This is a genomic window from Desulfopila aestuarii DSM 18488 (genome assembly GCF_900143695.1).
Lineage (GTDB): Bacteria > Desulfobacterota > Desulfobulbia > Desulfobulbales > Desulfocapsaceae > Desulfopila > Desulfopila aestuarii.
Genome location: NZ_FRFE01000001.1, coordinates 71,963 through 94,690, shown reverse-complemented (window position 1 = coordinate 94,690; position 22,728 = coordinate 71,963). Strand labels below are relative to the sequence as shown.

19 protein-coding genes are annotated in these 22,728 nt (G+C 52.0%); 16 read left to right on the top strand and 3 right to left on the bottom strand.

Annotated features, from left to right (window positions below; translation table 11 throughout):
* Nucleotides 1-11: 11 nt before the first annotated feature.
* From BUF15_RS00375 to BUF15_RS00340, 8 genes are all read left to right on the top strand, one after another.
* Nucleotides 12-773, top strand: coding sequence for an MlaA family lipoprotein (locus BUF15_RS00375; RefSeq protein WP_073611459.1), 762 nt, complete (start codon nt 12-14; stop codon nt 771-773).
* 231 nt (nt 774-1,004) lie between these two features.
* On the top strand, nt 1,005-1,577 hold the full coding sequence (locus BUF15_RS00370) for a lipid-binding SYLF domain-containing protein (RefSeq protein WP_073611458.1): 573 nt from the start codon (nt 1,005-1,007) through the stop codon (nt 1,575-1,577).
* Nucleotides 1,578-1,701: 124 nt separating this feature from the next.
* The gene (locus BUF15_RS00365) at nt 1,702-2,709 is read left to right on the top strand and encodes a lipoprotein N-acyltransferase Lnb domain-containing protein (RefSeq protein WP_073611457.1); all 1,008 of its coding nucleotides are present in this window, start codon (nt 1,702-1,704) and stop codon (nt 2,707-2,709) included.
* Between the two features lie 2 nt (nt 2,710-2,711).
* Entirely contained in the window at nt 2,712-4,622 is a 1,911-nt protein-coding gene (locus tag BUF15_RS00360) for an esterase/lipase family protein (RefSeq protein WP_073611456.1), read from the top strand.
* A gap of 64 nt (nt 4,623-4,686) precedes the next feature.
* Complete coding sequence (locus BUF15_RS00355; RefSeq protein WP_084553280.1) at nt 4,687-6,525, top strand: SLC13 family permease; 1,839 nt, start codon at nt 4,687-4,689, stop codon at nt 6,523-6,525.
* 406 nt (nt 6,526-6,931) lie between these two features.
* Nucleotides 6,932-9,130 carry a polyphosphate kinase 1 gene (ppk1, locus tag BUF15_RS00350; RefSeq protein ID WP_073611455.1) on the top strand — a complete coding sequence of 733 codons (2,199 nt, stop codon included), beginning with the start codon at nt 6,932-6,934 and terminating at the stop codon, nt 9,128-9,130.
* 110 nt (nt 9,131-9,240) lie between these two features.
* Nucleotides 9,241-10,710 (top strand): RimK family protein, encoded by a 1,470-nt coding sequence (locus BUF15_RS00345; protein WP_073611454.1) that lies wholly within the window; start codon nt 9,241-9,243, stop codon nt 10,708-10,710.
* A gap of 358 nt (nt 10,711-11,068) precedes the next feature.
* The gene (locus BUF15_RS00340) at nt 11,069-12,265 is read left to right on the top strand and encodes an amino acid aminotransferase (protein WP_073611453.1); all 1,197 of its coding nucleotides are present in this window, start codon (nt 11,069-11,071) and stop codon (nt 12,263-12,265) included.
* Between the two features lie 96 nt (nt 12,266-12,361).
* Here the strand turns inward: BUF15_RS00340 and hypD are convergent, their stop codons facing one another.
* Nucleotides 12,362-14,722 (bottom strand): trans-4-hydroxy-L-proline dehydratase, encoded by a 2,361-nt coding sequence (gene hypD, locus BUF15_RS00335; RefSeq protein ID WP_073611452.1) that lies wholly within the window; start codon nt 14,720-14,722, stop codon nt 12,362-12,364.
* A gap of 4 nt (nt 14,723-14,726) precedes the next feature.
* Nucleotides 14,727-15,638, bottom strand: a complete 912-nt coding sequence (locus tag BUF15_RS00330) for a glycyl-radical enzyme activating protein (protein ID WP_073611451.1) — start codon at nt 15,636-15,638, stop codon at nt 14,727-14,729.
* Nucleotides 15,639-15,957: 319 nt separating this feature from the next.
* Here BUF15_RS00330 and BUF15_RS00325 point away from each other — a divergent pair, with 319 nt between their 5' ends.
* The 5 genes from BUF15_RS00325 (at nt 15,958) to BUF15_RS28005 (ending at nt 19,315) form a co-directional block, all read left to right on the top strand.
* Nucleotides 15,958-16,362: a DUF4332 domain-containing protein gene (locus BUF15_RS00325; protein ID WP_073611450.1), complete on the top strand. Its 405-nt coding sequence runs from the start codon at nt 15,958-15,960 to the stop codon at nt 16,360-16,362.
* Nucleotides 16,363-16,669: 307 nt separating this feature from the next.
* The gene (locus BUF15_RS00320) at nt 16,670-17,005 is read left to right on the top strand and encodes a sulfurtransferase TusA family protein (protein WP_143170585.1); all 336 of its coding nucleotides are present in this window, start codon (nt 16,670-16,672) and stop codon (nt 17,003-17,005) included.
* Between the two features lie 3 nt (nt 17,006-17,008).
* Nucleotides 17,009-17,374 carry a DsrE family protein gene (locus BUF15_RS00315; RefSeq protein WP_073611449.1) on the top strand — a complete coding sequence of 122 codons (366 nt, stop codon included), beginning with the start codon at nt 17,009-17,011 and terminating at the stop codon, nt 17,372-17,374.
* 46 nt (nt 17,375-17,420) lie between these two features.
* Nucleotides 17,421-18,146 (top strand): sulfurtransferase TusA family protein, encoded by a 726-nt coding sequence (locus BUF15_RS00310; protein ID WP_234981069.1) that lies wholly within the window; start codon nt 17,421-17,423, stop codon nt 18,144-18,146.
* A gap of 2 nt (nt 18,147-18,148) precedes the next feature.
* Nucleotides 18,149-19,315 (top strand): cobalamin-independent methionine synthase II family protein, encoded by a 1,167-nt coding sequence (locus BUF15_RS28005; protein WP_268753145.1) that lies wholly within the window; start codon nt 18,149-18,151, stop codon nt 19,313-19,315.
* A 42-nt stretch (nt 19,316-19,357) separates the two neighbouring features.
* On the opposite strand, the gene BUF15_RS00300 is transcribed toward BUF15_RS28005, so the two are convergent.
* Nucleotides 19,358-19,903: an SRPBCC family protein gene (locus BUF15_RS00300; protein ID WP_234981067.1), complete on the bottom strand. Its 546-nt coding sequence runs from the start codon at nt 19,901-19,903 to the stop codon at nt 19,358-19,360.
* 97 nt (nt 19,904-20,000) lie between these two features.
* Here BUF15_RS00300 and BUF15_RS00295 point away from each other — a divergent pair, with 97 nt between their 5' ends.
* The 3 genes from BUF15_RS00295 (at nt 20,001) to BUF15_RS00285 (ending at nt 22,728) form a co-directional block, all read left to right on the top strand.
* Nucleotides 20,001-21,218, top strand: a complete 1,218-nt coding sequence (locus BUF15_RS00295; RefSeq protein ID WP_073611447.1) for a hypothetical protein — start codon at nt 20,001-20,003, stop codon at nt 21,216-21,218.
* Nucleotides 21,219-21,319: 101 nt separating this feature from the next.
* Nucleotides 21,320-22,129 (top strand): bifunctional hydroxymethylpyrimidine kinase/phosphomethylpyrimidine kinase, encoded by an 810-nt coding sequence (gene thiD, locus BUF15_RS00290; protein WP_200802294.1) that lies wholly within the window; start codon nt 21,320-21,322, stop codon nt 22,127-22,129.
* 23 nt (nt 22,130-22,152) lie between these two features.
* Nucleotides 22,153-22,728 (top strand): flavodoxin family protein, encoded by a 576-nt coding sequence (locus BUF15_RS00285; protein ID WP_073611445.1) that lies wholly within the window; start codon nt 22,153-22,155, stop codon nt 22,726-22,728.

Here is a 22,728-nt window from a genome sequence, read left to right as displayed (position 1 = left end):
AGGGGATGATAATGCAGAACAACACGACCAGAAAGAGCGCTTTACTCACCATGGCCTTGCTGGCACTTCTGTTTGCTGCCGGCTGTGCCAAGAAACAGAACACGAACATTGCACCGCCATTGCATACGCCCGAGAACACCTTGAAGGAAAATGTCGAGTATGCCGTGGATGTTTACGATCCGCTTGAGCCCATGAACAGACGGATCTACACCTTCAATTACTATTTTGATAAATTCCTCTTCCTGCCGGTGGTGAATACGTATGAATTCATTATGCCGGACTATGTTGAGGACCGAGTATCAAACTTCGTCGACAACATTTTTGAGTTCAACAATTTCACCAACAATCTGTTGCAGCTTAAGTTTAGATCGACCGCCATAACCCTGGGCCGATTCCTGGTCAACTCCACCATCGGTGTCGCTGGCCTCTGGGATCCGGCAACAGGTATGGGCATGATACGGCAGACCGAAGATTTCGGCCAGACTCTGGGACATTACGGTGTTGGCAATGGCCCGTATATCGTTTTGCCGATACTTGGGCCATCCAACCTGCGTGACACCACTGGCCTGGTGACGGATGCCGTGGCCTTTGGCGCAGCCGGGCCGCCGGCCTGGGTTGACGATGACGACACAACCCTCATTTTCAACGGTGTTGCAGCGGTAGACAAGCGGCATCGTCAGTCGTTTCGCTACTACTCGACTGGCTCACCTTTTGAGTATGAGATGATCCGGATGCTCTATTCCTCAAAGCGGGAAATTGAAATCATGAAGTAGCAAGCCGCTCCTTCATGAAAGATCACATATTCAGTATTTGATGCAGTACAACCACAACCAGCATGATCCCCTTCATGTTGGTTGTGACTGTAGTTGTAGGATGCATTTTGCCAGAAAAGAAAATTGTTCCGAGAAGGTCTAGGCGAGTCTGTACCAGCGTGTTTTCGGGAAAACTCAAAAAAAAGATTTTGCCACGTACGGTGTTCAGCCGACGTAACAGGAGACGTTGCCATGAGACAACAATGGATTTTCAGGATCAATACCGCCATCATTATCTTGTTGGTTGTTACCGGCCTTACATTGACAAGCAAGCCGGCACGCGCTGCCAGCGGTGCGGAGATCAGCAAGGAGGTCACCTTGGCGCTGGAGACACTCTATGCCAGTTCACCGGCGGCAGTTGAACTTTCCAAAGTGGCGAAAGGTATTCTGGTCTTTCCTGATGTGATCAAGGCCGGCTTGGTGATTGGCGGTCAATATGGCGAGGGGGAGTTACGAATTGGTGGCAAGAACGCCGGCTACTACAATACCGTTGCCGCATCCTATGGGTTGCAGGCCGGAGCACAGTCGTTTGGTTACGCTATGTTCCTGATGACTCAGGATGCGCTGAGCTACCTTGGCAAAAGCGAAGGCTGGGAGGTCGGGGTGGGGCCCACCGTGGTTGTTATGGATGAAGGGCTGGCGAAGAATTTCACCACTTCGACGGCGCAGGATGATATCTATGCTTTTGTTTTTGGGCAGAAAGGGTTAATGGCCGGGATTGGTTTGCAGGGGTCGAAAATCAGCAAAATCAACCCGGACGAATAATTGGCAACAGTCCAATGCAGGGGTGTACGAGGCTGGAAAAATCCCTGCTGAAACCGCATCATGCCAGTCCGTTGGCAGATGCGAGGAAACGCCAGTCTCGAAAGAATTAAGGCAAGACAGCCATATGTTGAAGATAACAAGAATAATCTGTTTGGCCTTGACCTTTTTCTGTCTCGTTATCGCCACTGTGGTGGGAGCGCTTGCCATCTATTACTCCAACCTGCCGATGGTGCTGCGGCCGGTAGCTGCCGGGATTTTTGCGGTTGTGGCTATAGGTCTCATTGTATTCGGCCTGCGCCAGGGGCGTCGGTGGTTGTGGGGTGTGTTCCTGTTCCTGTTAGGTATTATGACAACCGCCTGGTGGCTTTTGATCCCGCCATCAAACAACCGGAGCTGGCAACCGGATGTGACGATTCTCCCTTGGGCTGAGGTAAGTGAGAATACGGCGACAGTTCATAATATCCGTAACGTTGAGTACCGGACGGAGACCGATTATACGGTTCGTCATTATGATCGCAGCTTTGACCTAACCACCTTGCAGAGCCTCGATCTTTTCCTCGTCTACTGGGGATCGCCCAGCATTGCCCACACCATGCTGAGCTTTGGTTTTGCCAACGGTAGCTATCTCAGCTTCTCCATCGAAACCAGAAAAGAGGTAGGTGAGGAGTACTCGGCTGTGAAAGGGTTCTTCAAGCAGTTTGAACTCACCTATGTGGTGGCGGATGAGCGGGATATCGTCCGGTTGCGTACCAACTATCGGCAGGGTGAGGATGTGTATCTCTACCGGCTTGACGTACCGATGGATTTCGCCCGAAAAGTGTTGCTCGACTATCTGAAAGAGATCAACAGCCTGAAAGATCATCCTGAATGGTACAGGGCCATTTTCACAAACTGTACCACCAGCATTCTGCGCCACACCACCCCGTTCAATCCGAATCCACGGTTCGACTGGCGGTTTATTGTCAATGGGTATCTGGATGAAATGCTCTATGAGAGGGGACTCATTGACAAGAGTCTTCCTTTTGCCGAGTTGAAGGAACGCAGCCTTATCAACAGGCAGGCAAGACTTGCAGACCAGGCAGATGACTTTTCCCATCTTATTCGTGCGGGACTTCCCGCGATGGAACCGTAACTATGCCCATGCACAATACGTCCACTATATTGAGTCGGTTCGTAGAGGCCATTCTCTTGCTGGCAGTTCTCTTCCTGGCTGGTTGCGCAACACCTATTGGTGTCACACAGGTGTCACCGCGGGATTTTTATAAGGATTCGATGGAGAGCCCCCTGACCGCAGGGGTGAGCAGCAACGGTACCAACATCGTGCTCCAGCGATTTGATCTTGCTAAGGAGTTCGAGCACAAACCGGCATCGGTTATCGAACAGCTCAATGACAAGGCTTTACACGACGAGAGGAGAGACATCCTGTACGCGCTCGCTGAGCTTTGCTATCTCTATGGTGAACGGCTGGTGAAGAGCAGCGAAACTGCCGAACAGTATCGGGCGCCTGATTACTTTCTCCTTGCCTCTGTGTATGCCTACCTGTTTCTGCTGGATGACCGGGCTGAGCCGCCACCCAATATTTTTGATCTTCGGACCCGTATCGCTTGCGACCTCTATAATTTTGCTCTATGGCGGGGAATGGCAACCCGTTGGGATGGTTCAATCCGTCTGAAGAGTGGAGTACGAAAACTTCCGGTGGGTTCCTTGGCTATCAACCTCGATCTGACGCAATTTCCGTTTCAGCTTGAGGATTTTTCAGGCTTTGAGCCAGTGGATAAGTACAATATCCGCGGCATATCCATTCGTAATCGCACCAAAGGGGTTGGCAGCGCCCTCATTGGCGTAAAGAATGAGAGCCAGAGACCATTTTCATCAAAGTCTGTGCCTGTGTCGATGTTTCTGGAGTTTAATGGTAATCTTGAGAAGTTAGCAAACGGAACGGCGACGGCCTCATTGCAACTCTTTTCAGCCTACGATGAGAACATTCTGGAAGTAAAAGGCCGCCATCTTCCCATCGAGACCGACATCACCACGCCGATGGCCTATGGCCTCGAGAGCTCGAAAATTTGGGATTTTGGACTTGGCGCATTCCTTGGCAAAGAGTTTCTCAACGTCCCGAATGGTCTTTATCTTGCCCAGCCCTACCAGCCGGGTCGTATACCGGTTGTCTTCGTGCATGGCACCTTCAGCAACCCGGCCTGGTGGGCGGAGATGTTCAACACCCTCTATGCCGATCCCATATTACGGCAAAAGTATCAGTTCTGGTATTTTCTCTACAACAGCAGTGCTCCTATCCTGGTCTCGGCCGCCGATCTGCGTGATGGGATACGGGCGAAAGTTGCCGAACTTGATCCAGAGGGAAAAGACCCTGCACTCAGGGAAATGGTTGTTGTCGGCCACAGTCAGGGCGGGCTGTTGACCAAGCTCACCGTTGTCGACACAGGAGAGAGTCTGGTCAGAACCCTGACCGGCAAAAACCTTGACGAGTTGGAGATGCCGGAAGATAAAAAAGAAAGTGCACGCAGGTTACTTGTGGTCAAACCCGTTACAGAGGTCAAACGGGTTGTCTTTATCTCTACTCCTCATCGGGGCAGTATCCTGAGCAAAAACTGGGTACGAACCCTGATACAAAAAGTCGTTACCCTGCCGGTGAAAATCATCGAGACAACCCTCACGCTCAATGATTATCTGGCCGATGATGTCAAGCGGATGATGGGCAGCGGCCAAGTGCCGACCAGCATCGACGGCATGTCTCCAAACAGCCCGGTATTGAAGACGCTGTCGGAAACTCCACTTGCACCCGACGTCACCGGGCACTCGATTATTGCGGTAAACGGTGACGGAGAACTCGAGACGGAAGATGACGGGGTTGTTGCCTACACCAGCGCCCATATTGACGGGGTTGAGTCGGAATTCATTGTCTACTCCGGCCACTCTTGTCAGAGCCACCCGTTCACCATAGAAGAGGTACGACGTATTCTCCTGGAACATCTCACGCTGGAGACGGCGTCTCGCCAAATTATTCAGGGACAATTGCAGCAATAACGAACGAGAACTTGGCTGAAGGCCATGGGCCATAAATGTTTATAGGAAAAAAGGGGAAGGAAATATGGATGTTCCAATGCTGACACCCGAGATGATTACCGTCTTCGCCATTCTGGGCCTGGTCGTCATTTTGCTGGTGTTCGACCTGCTCAGGGTGGATGTGGTAGGGCTTTTGGTAATGACTTCGTTGCCGCTTGCAGGATTGTTGAAGCCTGGCGAGGCCACGGCCGGCCTTGGTTCAACAGCCGTGGTGGTGCTGATCTGTGTAACGGTGATTGGCGCATCACTCAATAAAACCGGCATAATGAGTGTGGTTGCCCAGAAAATAATGAATGTGGCGGGTAAAAGCCAATCCCGTGTGGTGAGTCTTATTGCCCTCGCCGTAGCCCTGCCCTCGGCGCTTATGTCTAATGTCGGCGCGGCGGCCCTAATGCTTCCTGCGACTTTACAGGTCGCAAAAAAAAGCAGGATATCAGTTTCAAAACTGGTTATGCCCATGGGCTTTTGTGCCAATATGGGCGGCAACCTCACGCTGATTGGTTCGACGCCTTTTATCATATTAAACGATGTCATGGGACAGTGGTGGAAGACCAATCCTCCAGCGGACGGCGAAGCCTTCACCCCCCTTGGTCTCTTTGCTGTTACCCCGATTGGTATTGCCCTCTTGATTGGCACCATCACCTACTTCTTACTGATCGGTTGCAGACTTCTTCCTGCTGGGGAAGGTGCAGATGAAGGGCGATTAGCCAGCAGCAAACTTCGATCAATTTATGGCAGTGAGGTAGGCCAAGGTGTGGAGTTCGTGATTCCCCCTGGTTTTTCCCGGAAGACTCTTGGTCAGCTCGACTTGCGGGCGAACTTCAAGACATCCGCTGTTGCAGTGGCAAAAGATCAAGGAAAGACCAAAGTTATGGCGCCACTTAGCACCACCTTGATTGAGCCTGGTGATATTGTTCTGGCGGTCGGTAACGAAGAGAGTCTTCAGCGTATTATGGCTGAGCTGGGGTGGCAACCGGAAGCTGATATCAAGACCTTTGCTGCTGAGACATCTCCTGAAAAAGTAGGAATTCTTGAGGGGATCGTTACTGCCCGTTCAGGCTTGAATGGGCATACCATGGGCGAAATTCAGCTCAAGCAATTGTTCACGCTTAACCCGCTGGCGATCATGCGGGGGAATGAGATACATATTGAAAAACTGGACGGTATTATACTGAAGCCGGGTGATGCAGTTCTTTTGGCAGGTGGCTGGGATAAGCTCAAATATTTGCAGGAGAAAACAGAGATTGTCTATACCGAGAAGTTGCGCGGGGTGGAGGTCAGGGAAGAAAAAGCATGGGTGGCCCTGGCTGCCTTAGGGGCATTTCTCCTTCTTTCCATCTTTATGGGTATATCCCTGGCGGTGGCCGGTCTTGCGGCACTGTTGATCCTGGTGGTCGGCAAGGTTCTGCATATCGACGAGGTCTACAGGACTATTGAGTGGAAAACGGTCTTCCTTGTTGCAGGCCTTATCCCGCTTGGCGCCGCCTTTGAGAAGACCGGTGCCGCAAACTACCTGGCCGTTTCCATTCTTCAGCAGTTCAGCGGCATTACTCCTCTGATGCTGTATCTGGTTCTGGCTCTTCTCACCTCTTTTTTTGCTCTCTTTGTCTCCAATGTCGGTACTACCGTGCTCCTTGTTCCCCTGGCGATGAGCCTTGCCAGTCAGATCGGTGGTGATCCGAAAATTGCAGGGCTGGTGGTGGCCATTTCCTCTATCAACACCTTCATCTTGCCGACGCATCAGGTCAATGCTCTGATTATGCAGCCTGGCGGCTATAAGACCAGCGACTATATGCGGGTCGGCAGTGGTATGATGGTCCTTTTTCTGGTGATCCTGATGGGAATGCTAGCCATTTTTTATTGATGCTGCCAAGGCGGGAACTGCCTGCCTGTTATGTCGGCTACGTGGCTAACCGTAGACCCAAAAGCCCTCAAAGGTAGTAGATCCATGGGGAAAGACGTGTTGCCGGATCTGTTCCGAGGCATTTCGCGTCGGACATTCATGCATCAGCGACTGAAATTATGACAACCGGGGACCTTCAGCAGGGTGAGGACGTTTTTTCGTATACAGGCAGGGTTCATGGAAAAATAATCAATTCCTAACAGATGAACACATGTTTTTTGTGGTATGTATAAAGCCCTTGTAGTCCTTTGATTCAACATCGAATATTTCGATATTCCTGTTTCCATCTAGTGCAATCCCTTTCCCAAAAGCCTGGCGAATGCTATGATGAAGCTGAGATATTATCTATTTAGCCCGGAGCATTACCATGACATCCAATGATCAACCGAAAAAAACGGCCGCGGAGGCTGCCGCTCAGACGCCGGAAGCTGTCTCCACACGTATTCTCGACCTCGATAATCACGAATGGTACCTCAACCGTGAGCTGACTTGGCTTGCCTTCAACAAGCGGGTCCTGAATGAGGGGCGTGATCCGCGGGTGCCGCTTTTAGAGCGGGTCTTCTTTGTCGCCGTTGTCGGCTCAAACCTCGATGAATTCTTCATGAAGCGCATCGGCGGCCTCAAACAGCAGGTTGGTGCGGGCGTGAAAAAAGCGACCGTAGACGGCATGTTGCCCCAGGAGCAGATCGACGCCTGCTATGCGGTTGCCCAGGAGTTGCTGATCGAACAGCGGGTCCTTGAGAAAGAGCTGCGAGCTTTGTTGACCAAGGAAGGCATCCGTTTCTGCGTCTACTCCGACCTGACCGCTGCCCAGAAACGGGAGATGGCCGCCTATTTCAAAAAAGAGATCTATCCGCTGCTGACTCCCCAGGGTATCGACCCGGCACATCCTTTTCCCTTTATCTCGAATCTTTCGCTGAACCTGCTGACGGCGGTGAGTGAAGAGGCGGATAGTCAGGTCTATCTCAACAGGATCAAAATTCCTACCGGGGTAGGCGTGCCGCGCTTTATAAAGGTGGGCGGCAAGCATTTGTATATCACTTTTGAGGAGGTGATCGCCAATAATCTTGCCGAGTTGTTTCCGGGTATGATCGTCCACAGCCATTCGGTGTTCCGGGTAACGCGAAACGCCATTACTGAACGGATGGGTGAACAGGCCAACGATCTGCTGGCCATGATCGAATCGGCTCTTCGTGACCGGAAATTTGCCGATATTGTCCGTCTGCAGGTGGCTGGCGAAATGAGCCCTGTGCATCGCGGAATGCTGGCGGCCGAACTGGGGATCAGCGAGAAGGACGATGTCTTTGAGGCACCAGGCATTCTTGCTAAACGCGACCTGATGGAGATCTGGAAGATTGACCGTCAGGATCTGCATTATCCCATTCACCAGCCCTGCGATCACCCGCAGCTTATAGCCGAAGATCCAAATATTTTCCATGTATTGAGACATCAGAAGAACGTGCTGCTGCAGCATCCGTATGAATCGTTTGACAGTTCGGTGGAGCGGTTCTTGAAAGAGGCCAGCACCGATCCCAAGGTTCTGGTGATCAAGATGACGTTGTATCGCACCGGTTCCGAGTCACGCATCATTCGTTATCTGATCGATGCTGCTCAGAACGGCAAGCAGGTGGCCGTGGTTGTTGAGTTGATGGCACGATTCGATGAATCAGCCAATATCAAATGGGCAGAAGCGATGGAAGAGGCCGGTATCCACGTCACGTATGGCGTTATCGGGCTCAAGACTCACAGCAAGGTGACCTTTGTGGTTCGCCGTGATTACAACGGCCTGCAGCGATATGCCCACATTGGTACGGGCAATTACCATGCCGGTACTGCCCGTCAGTACAGTGATATCGGTCTCTTGACCTGCGATCCTGTCATCTGCAACGACATTACCGAGCTGTTCAACTACCTTACCACCGGTTATGCCCCGGTACGGAAGTACCAGAAAATTCTGCCGTCCCCCAATATGCTGAAAAAGGCGTTATTGAAAAAGATTGATCGAGAAATTGAATTGCATGCATCAGGTAAGGCGGGGCATATCCAGTTCAAGAGCAACGCCCTGGAGGACAAGGATATCACCAAGGCTCTCTACCGGGCCAGTCAGGCTGGGGTGAAGGTCGATTTGATTATCCGTGACAGCTGCCGTCTCAGGCCCGGCATCACGGGGCTGTCTGAAAACATTTCGGTCGTATCGATTGTCGGAAGATTTCTTGAGCATTCAAGAATTTTCTACTTTAAAAACGGCGGTGACGAGGAATATTTTATTGGGTCCGCTGACCTGATGAAGCGAAATCTCGAGGCAAGAGTTGAAGTGGTGGTGCCCATTGAGGACAAAAATTTGCATCTCCGGTTGAGGGAAATTCTCGACGTTCAGCTTACCAATAAGCGCAGCGTTTGGGAGATGCAGAGCGACGGCAGTTATGTCCAGCGGCGGCCCAAAGCCGGTGATGATCAGCGCACGGTCCAGGAGATTCTTATTGATCTGGCTGAAAAACGACTGGCAGCCTCGCCGCTTGCCAAAAAGAAAAAGAACAAGAAGGGCGGAGCCCGGAAACGGAACTGACCACCACCCTGCGAGGTCGATGAATCGTATCGCGCGGTCGAACAGAAAGTGGTATTGTCGCTTGAGATTTTTACGAGTCCATCAAGATTATCTCTATCCGGTAACATCCTGTGTCCATATTGGTAGTGATTGAAAATCCTGAAGAGTGTCCGCTGAAACTTCAGGGAGTTGAGCCGGTGGCGGCCAGAAGATACCTCACTGACAGTTCCTTCGCTGCCATGAAAGGGGTGCGCGTTTTTAATATCTGCCGCTCTTATCGTTATCAGTCCATCGGCTACTATGTATCGCTCTTAGCCGAGGCGCGCAGCCATAAGGCGATCCCGAGTACGACTACCATCCAGGATGTGAAGTCGATGGGCCTTATCCGGCTGGTGTCTGACAGGCTAGAGGAGTCGTTCCGACGTGCGTTCAACGGTTCTCAGGATAAGAAGGCTTCCATCAATATCTATTTTGGCAAAACGCCTGACAAGCGATTTGACTCTCTCGCCTCGGCTCTGTTCAAAGCTTTTCCCACGCCGTTTCTTCGTGCCGATTTCGTGCACACCAGCCTGTGGCAGATGCAGAATATCTCTCCGCTTGCCGTAAAGGATATTCCTGAAAGTGAGAGGGGGTTCGCCGAAATGGTGGCTTCGAGCTATTTTGCCGGCAAAAAGCTGCTTATCCCCAAACGAACGGTATCCCGTTGGGATCTGGCTATTCTCCATAACCCTGAGGAACAGCGACCTCCCTCAAGCGCCAAGGCTTTGAAGCTTTTTACAAAGGCGGCAGAAGCCTCAGGTTTTGCGGTTGAAATGATCACCAAAGAGGATTCCAACAGGCTCTCGCAGTTTGATGCCATGTTTGTGCGGGAGACCACCAATGTTGATCACCACACCTATCGAATGGCCAGGAAGGGGGCGGCCGAAGGACTGGTGGTTATCGATGATCCTGCCTCGATCCTGCGCTGCTCCAACAAGGTGTATCTTGCAGAGTTGCTGACTCGCAACAAGATACCAATCCCGCGAACCATGACTCTGCACAGCAAGAACATCGACAGAATTCTTGCTGAATTCAATCTGCCCTGCATCTTGAAACAACCTGACTCATCGTTTTCGCAAGGAGTCATTCTGGTGAAGGATCGCGAACGGCTTATCGAGGAAGCCAAACGGATGTTGAAAAAGTCGGACCTGGTTGTCGCCCAGGAGTTCATGCCGACCGATTTCGACTGGCGGATCGGAATTTTTGATGGCCGACCGCTCTTTGGCTGCAAGTACCATATGGCCGACAAGCACTGGCAAATCATCGGCAAGGACAAAAAGGGCAAGGACACTTTCGGCCGTTTCGAGACCTTTCCTGTCGACCAGGTGCCAAAGGCCGTTATCCGCACCGCAGTGAAAGCAGCCGGACTCATTGGTGACGGTCTATACGGTGTCGATCTGAAGCAGACCGAAAAAGAGGTGGTAGTGATTGAAATCAACGATAACCCCAATATCGATGCCGGAATTGAGGATCAGGTCCTTGGCCAGGAACTCTATGTCAAAATCATGGAGGTGTTCCGAAGTCGGGTTGAAGATCGAAAAAAAGGTGGTAAAGTCAGGTGATTGAAGAAGTTATATGTCGAGAATGCTGCCGGAAGTCGTATCACTTGCCATACCAATCAGCTTCAGGTTTTGATGGGCTACATTTTTTTCAGTTTTCTAATTGTTTTTCCTGCCGGGCACAGAGTCGTTTTCTGACTATTTTCTTCAGAAAAAAATACCTTTTTGCGATAAAAATGGTTTTTTTTGTTGAATCTGCTATTTTGCATCTATTGAAGAATACTCCCCAGCTTGCTGTTCCAGCATCCCCCTTGGGGTCATAACAGACGTCCAATCGCAATACGCGCACTGATGCTTCCGGCTATCAGTTGTTGCGAAAAATTCCTGATAAAACAAGACAAAACCTGATGTGGAGGCACAAATGTGGAAGAATATTGAGGCTGCACCGGCGGATTCCATTCTTGGATTGACCGAGGCCTTTAAAAAAGAGACAAATCCCAACAAGGTCAATCTCGGTGTTGGTGTCTATAAGGATGATGCCGGTAACACTCCGGTTTTAAAGAGCGTTAAAGCGGCGGAAGCGATCCTGCTGGAAAGAGAGCAGACCAAAAGCTACCTGCCCATCTCTGGCGATCCGATCTATGCGAGTTCGGTTCAGAAGCTGATTTTTGGTGAAGACAGTGAGGTGATCAGCAATGGCCGTGCTGCCACTGTCCATGCTCCGGGTGGAACCGGCGCGCTCCGGGTCGGAGCTGAGCTGCTGAAGAAATTCAACAGCCAGGCGAAGGTCTGGATCAGCAAGCCCACCTGGGCCAACCACAAGGGCATCTTTGCTGCCGCCGGTTTTGGCCTCGCTGAGTACAATTACTATGACGCCGCGAACATGTGTCTTGATTTCCCGGCGCTGGTGGCAAGCCTTGAGGCTGTTCCTGCCGGAGATATCGTGTTGTTGCACGCCTGCTGCCATAATCCGAGCGGTGTTGACCTCAATGAAGAGCAGTGGAAGCAGGTAGTGGCGATCGGCAAGGCCAAGGGCTGGATTCCGTTTCTTGATTTTGCTTACCAGGGATTCGGGGCAGGTGTCGAGGCAGATCGTTTTGCCGTGGAGCAGTTTGCCGCAGCGGGCGTCGATTTCTTCGTGGCCAGCTCTTTTTCCAAGAATTTTGGTCTTTACAACGAGCGCACCGGTGCATTGACCGTGGTGAGCCCCAACCGCGAGGAGTCGGTGGTGGCCATGAGTCACTTGAAAGTTACTGTGCGGGTCATCTACTCCAACCCGCCTGCCCATGGCGGTTTGGTTGCAGCCACAATATTGAGCGATCCTGCCTTGTATCAGCAGTGGCTGGGAGAGTTGAACGACATGCGTGAACGTATTGTCGCCATGCGCACCGCCCTGGTGGACGGAATTGCCGCTCGCGGCGTCGACCGCGACTTCTCCTTTATCAAGGAGCAGCGCGGTATGTTTTCTTTCAGTGGTTTAAACGATGATGTGGTGAAGTGGCTGCGTGACAATAAGGCAATTTATGTTGTTGGCGGTGGCCGGATCAATCTGGCCGGTCTGACATCAGCGAATATCGATTATGTCTGCGATGCCATTGCCGAGATTTTGAAGAAGTAACAGAAGAACAGTTTAGTAGCCTTTTATGCCGGAGCCCGCGCTTTTTTCAATGCGTTGGCTCCGGTATTCTTTTTTTCCCGAGACGATTTCTGTCGTCTACCCCAGTTCCTGTTCTGTTCGACTGATGATCTCCGCCTGGTGGTCGCGGTCGAGATCGATGAAATAGTCGCTGTACCCGGCAACGCGTACCAGCAGGTTACGGTAGTCGTCCGGCTGTTCCTGGGCCTTTTTCAGGGTCAGGGTGTCGACGACGTTGAACTGGATGTGATGCCCGCCGAGGGCGAAATAGGTTCGCACCAGCCCGCAGAGCTTGTCGAGATCCTGCTCACTTTGCAATACCGATGGCAGAAAGCGCTGGTTGAGGAGGGTTCCGCCGGATTTCACCTGGTCCATGCGGGAAAGCGATTTGATTACCGCGGTGGGACCGTTGCGATCCGCCCCCTGGGAGGGTGAGGTACCGTCCGAGATGGGCAGATGGGCCAGGCGGCCGTTGGCGCTGGCGCCCATCATCTTGCCGAAGTAGACATGGCAGGTGGTGGAAAGCATGTTCAGGTGATAAACGGTACCCTTGGTATTGGGCTTGCCGTCGATGGCTGCAAACAGATCCTGATAAACCCGCTGCATGATGGAGTCGGCCCGCTCGTCGTCGTTACCAAAAAAAGGTGTTTTATTCCAGAGCCTCAGGCGCAGTGGTTCGTTGTCTGCGAAGTTGTTGGCCAGTGCACCAAGCAGCTTTTCCATAGTGACTTTGCCACTCTCAAAAACATGGGTGCGGATAGCCGACAGGCTGTCGGTTACAGTACCGATGCCGCAGCACTGGATATAGTTGGTGTTGTAGCGCGGCCCGCCATCGTAATAGTCTTTGCCCTTTTCAATACAGTCACGGATGACTACCGAGAGAAATGGTGCCGGTGAATAGCGGGCATACATTCGCTCTATATAGTTGTTCACCCGGATCTTCAGGTTCACAACGTATTCAAGCTGACGGGTAAAGGCGCTGTAAAGCTCATCGTAATTGGTAAAGTTGCGTGGATCACCGGTCTCTATCCCCACCATTTTTCCGGTGAGAGGATCGACACCGTTATTGAGGGTGATCTCAAGCACCTTGGGGACGTTGAGATAACCAGTCAGGATATAGGCTTCCTTACCGAAGGCACCGGTCTCGATGCAGCCGCTGGTGCCACCCTCCCTGGCGTCTTCAAAACTTTTGCCGACACGCACCTGCTCCATGATCACCCCATCGGTATTGAACACCGACGGATAGCCATATCCTTTACGAATTACTTTTGCCGCAGCTTTCAAAAAACGGTCGGGAGTTTTGTTACTGACATGGACGCTTGGCTGTGGCTGCAGAAGGTGCAGTTCATCAGCTACCTCCAGGGCGATATAGCTTACTTCAGAACTGCCGTCTGTGCCGTCGGTACGCAAGCCGCCCAGATTGATCTGGGTAAAGTCGTTATAGGTGCCGCTCTCCTTGGCCGTGACGCCGACCTTGGGGGGCGCGGTGTGGTTGTTGACCTTGATCCACAGACAGCTGAGCAGTTCCTTGGCCTTGTCACGGTCAATGGTGCCGGCAGTGAGTTCACGTTCATAGAACGGCTGCAGATGCTGATCGAGATGACCGGGGCTCATGGCGTCCCAGCCGTTGAGTTCAGTTATCGTGCCGAGATGGACAAACCAGTACATCTGTATTGCTTCATGAAAGGTCTGCGGTGCATGGGCCGGGACCCGACGGCAGACGTGAGCGATGGTCAGCAGTTCGTCTTTGCGTTTGGCGTCAGATTCCTCTGCGGCCATCTTCTCGGCAAGTTCGGCATGACGTTCGGCGAAGATGATGGCGGCATCGCAGCTGATGGCCATGGCCTGGAGTTGTTCACCCCTGTCGGATGCTTCCGGGTCATGTGTAAAATCGAGCCGGGCGATGCGTTCATGTATGCGCGTCTTGAGATCGAGCAGACCATTTTCATAGATCAAGCCATCAAGGGCGGTGTGGCCGGGAGCACGCTGCTCCATAAATTCGGTGAAGAGCCCAGCCTCATAGGCATTACGCCACTCATCGGGCAGGTTATTGAAAATGCGTTCCCGCATGGAACGCCCCTGCCAGTAGGGGATCACCTTCTCTTTGTATGTCTCGATATCTTCCGGTGCGACCCGGTAATTGGTCATCGGCCGGTCGTTTAGGATCTGCAGGTCTTCAGCGCTGTGGCAAGTGAGTTCAGGAAAGGTGGAGACCGCTTTGGGCTCGGGGCCGCGCTCTCCCACGATCAGTTCATCATCACCGATATAGATGGTTTTATGTGTGCAGAGATATTTGAAGCAGAGCGCCCGCAGCACCGGCAGCGAGTGTTTACCATACTCTTCGCGATAAAAATCCGTTTCAAGCACGGCGCGCTCAATGGAAATGGAAGGATGGGTGGAAAAGCTTTTTTCCCGCAAGCGGGCAATTCTCTCGTTCATGCTGTTATCCTCCTATTGTGACCTGATGGCCAAACTGTTCCAGAATTTTCCGGACACGGGAAATGTCTTCTTTTGTTGGGCAATGGTTCCGTTCGCCGCGGTACCCTGTTTTCAATTTCGTATATTTTGCCGAGGCAAAATGGTGGTAGGGCAGAATGTCGATACCCGAAAGACCGGCCAGGCCCATGGCAAATCTGGCGGTTGCTGCAATATTCTCGTCGCTGTCGTTAATGCCTGCCAACAGTGGGATGCGGATGCGGAAGGCTGCACCGCTTTGGGCAAGCGCCTGCAGGTTGGCCAGAATCAGCTCGTTTGGCACCCCGGTATATCCCTGATGACTATGGCTGTCCATATGCTTGAGATCATAAAGAAACATCTCGGTGTGGCGGGCTACATCAAGCAGAGTCGCGGTGGGGGCAAGTCCGCTGGTGTCGACAGCCCGATGAATGCCAAGTTCGCCGCAACGTTTGAGCAACTCCAGAAGGTGTTCAGCCTGCTGGAGCGGCTCGCCGCCGGAAAAGGTCACCCCGCCGCCGGACTTGTCATAAAAAGCTAAGTCCTTTTCAATTTCCCGCATCACCTCATCAATACCGCTGTAATAACCGACAGCTTCATGGGCCAGGGCTGGGCAGATTTCTACGCATTCAAGGCAGGTTGTGCATCGCTCCAGGTCCCGGTGCAGTCCCTGCCGATCAACGGTCAGGGCATCCTTTGGACAGCCGTGGATGCATTCCCTGCAGCCGATACAGCGATCGCTGATGGTTACCACCTCGGTTTCGGCACGAATTCCTTCAGGGTTATGGCACCAGAAACAGCTTAGCGGACACCCTTTGAAAAAGACGGTGGTCCGGATATTGGGGCCATCATGCAGGGCGTAGCGTTTGATGGCAAAAAGAAGCGGATTTGATTGTCGCATTGTCGATCTGATGAGAATTCGTCAGAAAAATAATTCATCTTGGGCGATCATATAATCGTCTAGGAAACTAGATAACACAATATTTTCAGAAACGGCAAGTGTATGTATACAATTATTGCATTATAATAATAAATCTCATTATATTATTGACATTACCACACCTGTGCATAGCTTTCCAGATATACCATGCATCCTCGGTAAATTGATTCTATAGACTCAAGGTCGCAGTGTCGACTTGCCAGGGTGACGTGCCGGAAACATTGAAAAATGAGGTGCACGTACATGCAAACACAAAATGGCAACTGTGAGGTGAAGCGGTATGACACGAATTTCATCGATTGAAGGTATTGGCAATGTGTATGCGGACAAGCTGGCACGCGCGGGAATCACCACTGTAGAGAATCTGCTGTTGCTGGGCTCCACTCGACAAGGGCGCAAGGCCCTGGCTGAGAAACTGCAGGTGAGTGACACACTGGTGCTGAACTGGGTCAACAAGGCAGATCTTTTCCGGGTGAAAGGGGTGGGCAGCCAGTATGCCGGGCTCCTGGAAAACGCCGGAGTTGACAGCGTCCCGGAGCTGGCCCAACGAAATCCCGAGCATCTGCTGGTACAATTACAGGAGATCAATGACGCCCGTCATCTGGTCAGGTCAATGCCCTACCTCAAGCAGGTCTCCAAATGGGTAACGCGAGCACGAGAGTTGCCGCGGGTGGTCAATCACTGATTGAATCGTTAAGAGTTTCCCAACAGGAAGAAGCTGCGTTCCCGTTCAGGCTTATCAGCTTCTTCCTCCTCTCTGGAGAGTTTTCCACCTTTCGTTTCATCATATTTTCTGCTGTTGCCCATGGTTATAGGAATGATCGATAGGTGGCGCCTGTCCTATCGGATCTTGCTATTTGTCGAGTCGTCATTTTCTGGTTAAAAGTCTTTGCAGTCATGATGCATAAAGAGTGCATTTTAGAGAGGTTGCATAACATTCTCTTTTGAATGTGAAAAACTCTGCCTGGGACCGAAACGAAATGGAGAAGGAAATGCCGGAAGCACCGGTGAGAACAGGGCAGCGCTCTTGTCCGATGTCAACGATGGATGAGAGGGCGCCGGTAAACCATACCGAGCCGCCTCCGTTACCCGACTGGGAATTTGACGATGAGTTTGATGGGGGGGAAGAGACCTGCGGACGGGTTATCGTCAACCTCCATCTCTATATTCGTGACCAGAAACCGGGCCTGAAGATTCTCGTTATTTCCCGAGACCCTGGCGCGCCTGTGGAGTTACCGGCCTGGAGCCGGATGACGAAAAACGAACTGACCAAAATGCAACATCCCTACTATTTAATAACCCTAAAACCACATTTGATGAGGAGCTAAAAAATGGCCAATACTTTCTGTGTGACAATTACCCACTGCATGAGCGACCCGGATAAAGCAACCCTTGGCTTCGTCGTAGCCAATGCCGCTCAGGGCAGCGAAAAAGAGACCATGGTGTTTTTGAGTTCTGAAGGGGTCTACTGTGCAGTAAAAGAAGAGATGGCGAAGATCGATGAGGGCGCTCCCTTTGCCCCTTTAAAGGATCTGATCGAAAAATTCATCAAGGCGGGTGGCAAGATCTATGTCTGCACACCGTGCATGAAGAAACGCTCCATCACCGAGGCAGACCTGGTTGAAGGTGCCACCCCGGCCGGTGGTGCTGCGCTGGTTGAGTGGCTGTCTGCAGGTTCTCCAGCTGTAGCATACTGATTGAAACCATATCCACCGGGGAGGACTGCAAAGGATGAGTTTAGATGTGAGCACGATTACGCCTGACAAGGTGTTTGATGGAGGTGATCTGGATTGCGGATCCGGGCTGATTCTCCTGATTCGGGAACATATGATGCAAACCCCGGTGGATGGTATTCTTGAGATGCGAAGCCGGGAACCCACCGTGGCTGATGATCTGCCGCCGTGGTGCCGAATGGCTGGACACGAGTATCTGGGTAAGGTTGATGGCGATGGTTATACCAGATACTTCGTGCGGCGCGGCAACGGCCAGAAAGCCGAGGAGGAGGCGCTTGCCAAAGATAAGGAAGAGGCCAGGAAGTATGAATGGCGATTGCGGGCCCGTTCAACGGGTCATCTAAAGTCGACCATCTATGCCCGAAACTTCTCGTTTGAGATGGGGCAAGCGGCAAGCTTTGAAGAAAAGGATGCCAACCCCTCGGCTCTCGAATACCTGTTCGGTGCCCTGGCCGGATCGCTGACTACGGCGTTTGCAAGTGATTGTGCCCGGGAAAATATCGAGGTTGATGATATTGAGCTGACACTTACCGGCACGCTCAATAACGTCTTGGCCCATATGGGTCTTGAAGATGGCGACCCTTCCATTGAAAGAGTCGAGTGTAAATGTTTTGTCTCAACCTTTGATGATGAAGAGAAGGTTCGTTCGGTCTGGCAGCAGACTGTTGCCCGTTCACCCATTGTGGCCACACTGCAAAAGAGTGTGGATCTGCAGTTAAAACTAGCGATTGTATAAATATGGCGACCAATAACACATTTTTGACCACACAGGTCGGTTCCTGGCCCCGTTCTAAGACGATGCTGAAGGCGCTGAGAGGCTACCAGAAGGGCACGGTTTCCCGAAATGAATTCAACAATGTCGCCAATGACGAGATCCGACGCACGGTTGAACTGCAGGAAAAAGCCGGGCTTGACATCCTGGTGGATGGCGAGCACCGACGTGAGAGTTTCTACGCCTTTATCACCGACAAGGTGGCAGGAACAGCGTTGATGTCTCTTGCTGATATGCTCGATTACGTTGAGGATAAGGCAGCATTTGAGGAGATGCTGCGCACCATGGACATGCCGGCTTCGGCGGTGAAAAACCCGACCTGTGTCGGAAAACTCTCCCGTAAGGAGTCGCTGGCTCTTGGTGATCTGCGGTTTATGCGCAACCTTACCAGCAAACCGGTGAAAATCACCTTGCCGGGACCTTATCTGCTGACACGTTCGATGTGGGTGACGGCACTTACCAGAAAGGTGTACCGGAATCATAAAAAGATGGCCGATGATGTGGTCAAGATTCTGCGCGAAGAGTTGATCGATCTGCGGGATGCCGGTTGCGAATTCGTTCAGTTTGATGAGCCGGTGTTAACCGAAGTGGTGATGTCGGAGGAGTGTGAACGACGAACGTTTATGTGAGCAACCCTTGCTACCCGCCGTGATGCGGGTAAGGAACTGGAATTTGCCGCTGAACTGATCAACCGGATCGTCAAGGGTATTGACGGAGTGCGGATTGGCCTCCATATCTGCCGAGGTAACTGGTCAAAACAGGAAGAAGTGCTGCTGAAGGGCGATTACGCCAGGCTGCTGCCGGCGCTGCAGCCGATGCAGATCGATCAGTTTGTGTTGGAATATGCCACCCCTCGCGCCGGTGATATTGATGTGGTAGGAAAACATCTGGCCGATCGGGAGCTGGGACTTGGAGTTGTCAATCCAAGAACAGACGAAGTCGAGCCTGTGGAGTATATTGTGGCCAAAGCCGAAAAAGCCCTCGAGTATTATCGGCCCGACCAGCTCTTTTTAAATACAGATTGCGGTTTCGGCTGTTTTGCCAGTCGCTCGGTGAATGTGGAAGAGGTGGCTTTTCAAAAGTTGTGCGCCATCGTCGAGGCGGCGAAAATTTTGAGAAGTCGTTTTGGTTGACCTGAGGTTTGGCTGCGAGTTGTTTCCCTAATTACAATACGATCAGCCGGGGAACAACTGCAGCAGCCGGGTCTGCCGATAGGAAAAAATCCGTTCGAGTGTCGTCCTGACATAGAACCAGTGAAGAAATTCTCCGACCGCCCCAAAAGGCATGATGTAGGTGACCCTGTCACGGGAGAGCACACCAGCTTCAACCTCCTCTATCCCGTGGAAATGGTGCCAGAAGCGGAATGGCCCATATCTCTGTTCGTCCACAAAGCTTTCGCTTTCGCGGATATGGCGAATCTCGGTAAGCCAGGTTTGCCCCCCCAGGAGGGGAATGCGGATCCGGTATTCGATCATCAGCCCATTATACATTTTCTCCGGTGTCGGTGAAACGATCTGAAAATCGAGATCAGGCGGCGTGATGTCGTTGAGATTATGCGGATTCTGAAGAAATTTCCAGCACTCGCCTATGGTCGTGCCGAGAACTACCTCTTTTTGCAGGGTATGGATCATCGTGGTGTCCTGGGCAGGAATGTTCATCTGAGATGCCTGATTCTCGTGAAAAGAAGAGTAGCAGAGTTGTAGCAGGGACGCAAATGTCATCGCTACTTCTCCTTATGCCGTTGATTAGTGACATGTTGTGCTATACTTCTGATAAGGAGCGATGCCGGTTGAGGCAAAATAGAAGGAAACCCAAATCATGCAACTTATTCAGGCAAAAGTACGATGTGTTGAAGGGGTGCGTGACACCGGCTGGTTTGTGCCGGGTAGGGAGACGACTGTTTTTTATGGCCCCCGAGGGGGTGGTAAAACTTCGCTGTTGCAAGCATTGCAAACACTCAACCCTCCATATGATATCCACCGGGTAAAACCTTTTGCTGATCATCCTCGCGTCTGGAAGCAGAATGAATATGACCGTAGGGTGGTCCCGGAGAAAAAGACAGCCGTGTTTTTCGTTTTTTCCGCACGAGCTGAACAGGTTGTCCGGTTGGCGGACATCGATGCCGACCTGATCGAGACAGACCGCGTCGAGATAGGCCGTCGCCTTGATAACAGCCGCTGGACCAGCTTTGTCGAGCTGTCGGCCTCAAGTCGCTGGCGTGAGATTGCAGAGGATATGAGTGTTTTACGCCGTGCAGTTGCTGATTGGGGGGATGGGGCTGATACCAATTTTTTTAAGGGTTTAGGCGAGTCGGACCGGTTGCAGGGTGATGCTGCGGCGGATTGCTTACGTTGGCTGCAAAACATGAAGCATCTTCTTCCTGACGACCAGCATGAACGATATCAACGGTGTCTCTACCATATCCAACGGCGGCAGCGGTTTTACCAGGCCGAAGAGAAAATCGCACAAGAGCTGCCGCTTACCCTCTATCTCAATCCAGGTTGTGCTTTGCCGGATTCTTTTCGTGTTGATAAGATCATGAATGGCAGGACACGGGACGAGGCCCCGGTTGTGACGGATATGCTTTCTCTCATTTACCAGAAATATGATCTGCTGCGATCAGGAGTAACGCTTCAGCAACTGCAGGCGGAGGCTCAAAAGCAAATGGAGCCTATTGCACGGTTGTTACGGGAAAATGGTTGGCCGATTCCGGTCCTGAGTTCAGATAGCCAGCGGGTGTATTTTACAGATATCCCGAAAGACGTCTTTGGCCAACGCCTCTATCTCGTTGCACTTACCTGCTTGCTTGCTCAGTTATGCCATGGTGCAAGGCCGGTTCTTTTGCTCGACTGCTTTGATCATGGCATGGCCGGGGACGAGCGGTTGGAAATTACTCGTTTCCAGCAGCGGTTAGGGAGCTGGTGCCAGTTGCTGGTTGCAACGGCAGACGAAGGTGTGGCCGGTGCTCCTGGCTGGCAATCTGTGTTCCGGCTTGGCCCAGGTGGTCTGCGGGAGTCTGGGTTGGTGCCTTTCTGAATCATCACCTCCTGGCACCACTAAGACTTGTGGTGCAGTGCAATTTCCGTTAGATATGCTACCAGTTGTCGTTATATTTTATCCCAGGTTCACGAGGTGTGATGAAATCGTATACCCGTCTTTTGACCATAGCCGGCTCAGATAGCGGCGGCGGTGCTGGCATACAGGCCGATTTGAAAACATTTTCCGCATGCGGCTGTTACGGAATGAGTGGTATCACTGCACTTACGGCCCAGAACACCCGTGGTGTAACAGCCATTCATCCGGTGCCGTTGGACTTCCTGGAAGCCCAGCTGCGGGCGGTGTTTGACGATATTGGGGTTGACGCCATCAAAATCGGCATGTTGCACTCGGCCGAGGTGATCTCCTGCGTTGCCGGGTTGCTGAGGGAATATAACTGCCAGCGGGTAGTGCTTGATCCGGTGATGGTGGCGACCAGCGGCGATAAGCTGATTCAGGATGATGCCATCCAGGCCATGAAAGAACTGCTCTTTCCCGTAGTTGACCTTATTACCCCTAATATTCCGGAAGCACAGTTGTTGCTGGGCAGGAAAATCGAAAATGACCAGCAGCTGCGGGGTGCATGTCGTGATCTTGTGACAGCTCACTCCACTGCTGTTCTGCTCAAAGCCGGGCATCTTACAGGAGAGGAATTGCAGGATGTATTGTTGACCGCTCCTGGCGCTACCGAACACGTTTATAGTAGTAAAAGACTGTATACCAAAAACACCCATGGCACCGGCTGTACCCTCTCTTCGGCTATTGCGGCTTTTTGGGGCAGAGGGCTGGAACTGGCCGAAGCGGTGGGCAAGGCGGAAACCTATCTTCACCAGGCTATTGAGGCTGGCGCGGACTACGTGATTGGCGACGGGCATGGGCCGGTGCACCACTTTCATGCCATCTGGCGATAACAACCTAAAGAGAAGGTGAATCTATGCATATGGTGATTGTTCTGGGCAGCCCCAGAATAAGCGGCAACAGTGAAACTCTCGCCCGAGCGGTGGCGGAAGGGGTCGAGAACCATGGTGGCACGGTCGAGTATTTTCGGCTGAACAAGCTCTCGATCCGTCCCTGCCAAGGGTGCGGCGGCTGTGAAAAGAGCGGAGCCTGTGTCATTAAGGATGATATGACCCCGATCTATGATCAGATTGATAAGGCCGATCGACTATTGGTGGTGACCCCGATCTATTTCTATGCGCCTTCAGCCCAGACCAAAATATTTATTGACCGGATTCAGGCCCGCTGGGCGAGGCGGTACAGTCTGAAAGAGCGCTTCCGTCAAGGCGAGGGGCGGCGCGGCTATCTGCTGGCGACTGCTGCAACCAGAGGGCAGAAGCTCTTTGAGAGCAGTGAACTGATCGTTCGTTATACGCTTGATGCTCTTGATATGGAATGCGGTGAATCGCTGCTGGTCAGTGGGGTGGACGAGCGGGGTGCTGTGAAGGAACAGCAGACGCTTATTGATGAGGCCAAAGCGTTTGGGGAAAAGATCGGTACCGGGGTTTTGTAG